The sequence below is a fragment of the Tenacibaculum xiamenense genome (assembly GCF_964513065.1).
Lineage (GTDB): Bacteria > Bacteroidota > Bacteroidia > Flavobacteriales > Flavobacteriaceae > Polaribacter > Polaribacter xiamenense.
This window is the reverse complement of record NZ_CAZEQU010000026.1, coordinates 3,237-6,957: the sequence shown is the minus strand read 5'-3', so window position 1 is coordinate 6,957 and position 3,721 is coordinate 3,237. Positions and strand designations below refer to the sequence as shown.

The 3,721-nt window shown below is 42.7% G+C and carries 1 protein-coding gene (running past both ends of the window); it reads left to right on the top strand.

Window positions 1-3,721, top strand: part of the annotated coding region (locus tag ACKTTV_RS10015) for a Calx-beta domain-containing protein (RefSeq protein ID WP_408030706.1) (this coding region is incomplete at its 5' end). The annotated region is longer than the window, extending 921 nt past the left edge and 2,904 nt past the right edge; 3,721 of its 7,546 annotated nt are in view.

The window sequence follows — 3,721 nt, the reverse complement described above, 5'->3', positions numbered from 1 at the left end:
AACAAATGAGACGTATACTGTTACGATGAGTAACGTAAGTATTGGTTCAACTCCAGCGGAGGCAATTACAACAACAGACTTGGTAGGAGCCGGAACCATTACTGATTTAGGTGATAGTGCTCCAACGATAAGTATAGATGATATTACGGTTGCAGAAGGAAGTACAGCAAACTTTACAGCTACCTTAAGCAATCCATCACAATATGATGTTACTTTCGATGTAAGCACGAGTGATGGTTCAGCCACCACAGGCGATGATTATACCGCTCAAAGTAGTGTAAGTTATACGATTCCAGCAGGAAGTACTACGGTAACGATTCCAGTGGTAACGATCAATGATACTACGTATGAGCCAACAAATGAGACGTATACTGTTACGATGAGTAATGTAAGTATTGGCTCAACTCCAGCAGAAGCAATAACAACAACTGACTTAGTAGGAGCCGGAACGATAACAGATTTAGGTGATAGTGCTCCAACGATAAGTATAGATGATATTACTGTTGCAGAAGGAAGTACAGCGAACTTTACCGCTACTTTAAGTATTGTTTCTCAATATGATGTTACTTTTGATGTAAGTACGAGCGATGGTTCAGCCATGGCAGGCGATGATTATACCGCTCAAAGTAGTGTAAGTTATACGATTCCAGCAGGAAGTACTACGGTAACGATTCCAGTGGTAACGACCGATGACACAACCTACGAGCCAACAAATGAGACGTATACTGTTACGATGAGTAACGTAAGTATTGGTTCACCAACTCCAGAGGCAATAACAACAACTGACTTGGTAGGAGCAGGAACGATTACTGATCTAGGCGATAGTGCTCCAACAATTAGTATTGATGATATTACGGTTGCAGAAGGAAGTACAGCAAACTTTACTGCTACCTTAAGCAATCCATCACAATATGATGTTACTTTTGATGTAAGTACGAGTGATGGTTCAGCCACGGCAGGCGATGATTATACCGCTCAAAGTAGTGTAAGTTATACGATTCCAGCAGGAAGTACTACGGTAACGATTCCAGTAGTAACGATCAATGATACTACCTACGAGCCAACAAATGAGACGTATACTGTTACGATGAGTAACGTAAGTATTGGCTCAACTCCAGCAGAGGCAATTACTACAATTGACTTGGTAGGAGAAGGGACCATTACAGATTCAGGTGATAGTGTTCCAACAATTAGTATTGATGATATTACTGTAGTTGAAGGAACTACGGCAAACTTTACGGCTACTTTAAGTAACCCATCACAATACGATGTTGTCTTTGATGTAACTACTTCAGACAATACAGCGCAGGTAGGAGCAGATTATTTAGCACAAAGTGGTGTAGGGTATACTATTCCAGCAGGAAGTACTACGGTAATTATTCCTATAACCACTATAGATAATAACGTTTATGAAACAAGTGAGACGTATAATGTAATTTTAAGCAATGTTAGTATTAGCTCACCAACCCCAGAAAATATAACCACCACAGATTTACAAGGAGAAGGAACGATCACGGACAATGATGTGAATGATCCATGTTTACCAGATGCAACCGATAGCGATGGCGACGGTGTATGTGATGCAATCGATCCCGATCCAACCGATCCATGTAATCCAGATAATACAGATGCAGATGGTGATGGTGTATGTGATACGGTAGATCCAGATCCAACAGATCCATGCAACCCGAATAATGTGGATGCCGATAATGATGGTGTATGTGATACGGTAGATCCTGATCCAACAGACCCATGTGTACCAGATAATACGGATGCGGATAATGATGGCGTTTGTGATACGGTAGATCCCGATCCAACCGATCCATGTAATCCAAATAATGTAGATTCAGATAATGATGGTGTTTGTGATACAGTAGATCCCGATCCAACGGATCCATGTGTACCAGACAATACAGATGCAGATGGTGATGGTGTTTGTGATACAGTAGATCCAAATCCAACAGATCCATGTAGTCCGGATAGTGCCGATGCAGATGGCGATGGTGTTTGTGATACAGTAGATCCTGATCCGAATGATCCATGTAATCCAGATAATACAGATGCTGACAATGATGGCGTATGTGATACGGTAGATCCCGATCCAACGGATCCATGTAGCCCAGATAATACGGATGCGGATAATGATGGCGTTTGTGATACAGTGGATCCAGATCCAACGGATCCATGTAATCCGAACAATGCCGATACAGATAATGATGGTATTTGTGATACAGTAGATCCGAACCCAACTGATCCGTGTATACCAGATAGTACCGATGCCGATGGCGATGGTGTTTGTGATACGATTGATCCAGACCCAACGGATCCATGTAATCCAGCTAGCGCTGATACTGATGGTGATGGTATTTGTGATGCAGTAGATCCTGATCCAAATGATCCCTGTAGTCCAGATGCAACAGATGTAGATGGCGATGGTATTTGTGATGTAATTGATCCTGATGTAACGGATCCATGTGGACCAGAAGATTTAGACAGTGATGGCGACGGTGTATGTGACAATGTAGATCCAAATCCAACCGATCCATGTATACCAAATGCAACTGATGCTGATAATGATGGCGTATGTGATAGCGTAGACCCCGATCCAACTGATCCATGTAATCCAAACGGACATGATGAAGATGGTGATGGTGTCTGTGATGCAGTAGATCCAGATATAACGGATCCATGTGTTCCAGATGCTACAGATACTGATGGTGATGGCATATGTGATACAGTTGATCCAAATCCAACTGATCCATGTATTCCAAATGGAAATGACGAAGATGGTGATGGTGTTTGTGATGCAGTAGATCCAAACCCAACGGATCCATGTATACCAAACAACACAGATGCGGATAATGACGGAGTTTGTGATACGATTGACCCAAATCCAACAGATCCATGCATTCCAAATGGAAATGACGAAGATGGCGATGGTTATTGTGATGGCGTAGATCCAAATCCAACGGATCCATGTATTCCAGATGCAACTGATGCCGATGGAGATGGTATTTGTGATACGATTGATCCCGATCCAAACAATCCATGTAATCCAGATAGTGCTGATGAGGATGGCGATGGTTATTGTGATAGTGTAGATCCAAATCCAACGGATCCATGTATTCCAGATGCAACGGATGCAGACGGAGATGGTATTTGTGATACGATTGATCCCGATCCAAACAATCCATGTAACCCAGATAGTGCAGATGAAGATGGCGATGGTTATTGTGATGCAGTAGATCCAAATCCAACGGATCCATGTATTCCAGATGCAACGGATGCTGACGGAGATGGTATCTGTGATACAATAGACCCAGATCCAAATAGTCCATGTGATCCGAATGCTTTAGATACTGATGGTGATGGTGTATGTGATACAGTAGATCCAGGACCAACGGACCCATGTAGTCCAAACGGAGCAGATACTGATGGAGATGGGGTATGTGATGCGATCGATCCAAATCCAACGGATCCATGTATACCAAATGGAACAGATGTTGATGGTGATGGTATTTGTGATACTGTTGATCCAGATATTACAGATCCATGTCCGATAGGAGCACCAGATACTGATGGCGATGGTATCTGTGATGCAGTAGACCCAGACCCAGCAGATCCATGTGTACCAAATGGAACGGATAGTGATGGTGATGGTGTTTGTGACACAGTAGATCCAGATCCAAATGATCCATGTAGTCCTGATAATACGGATGCC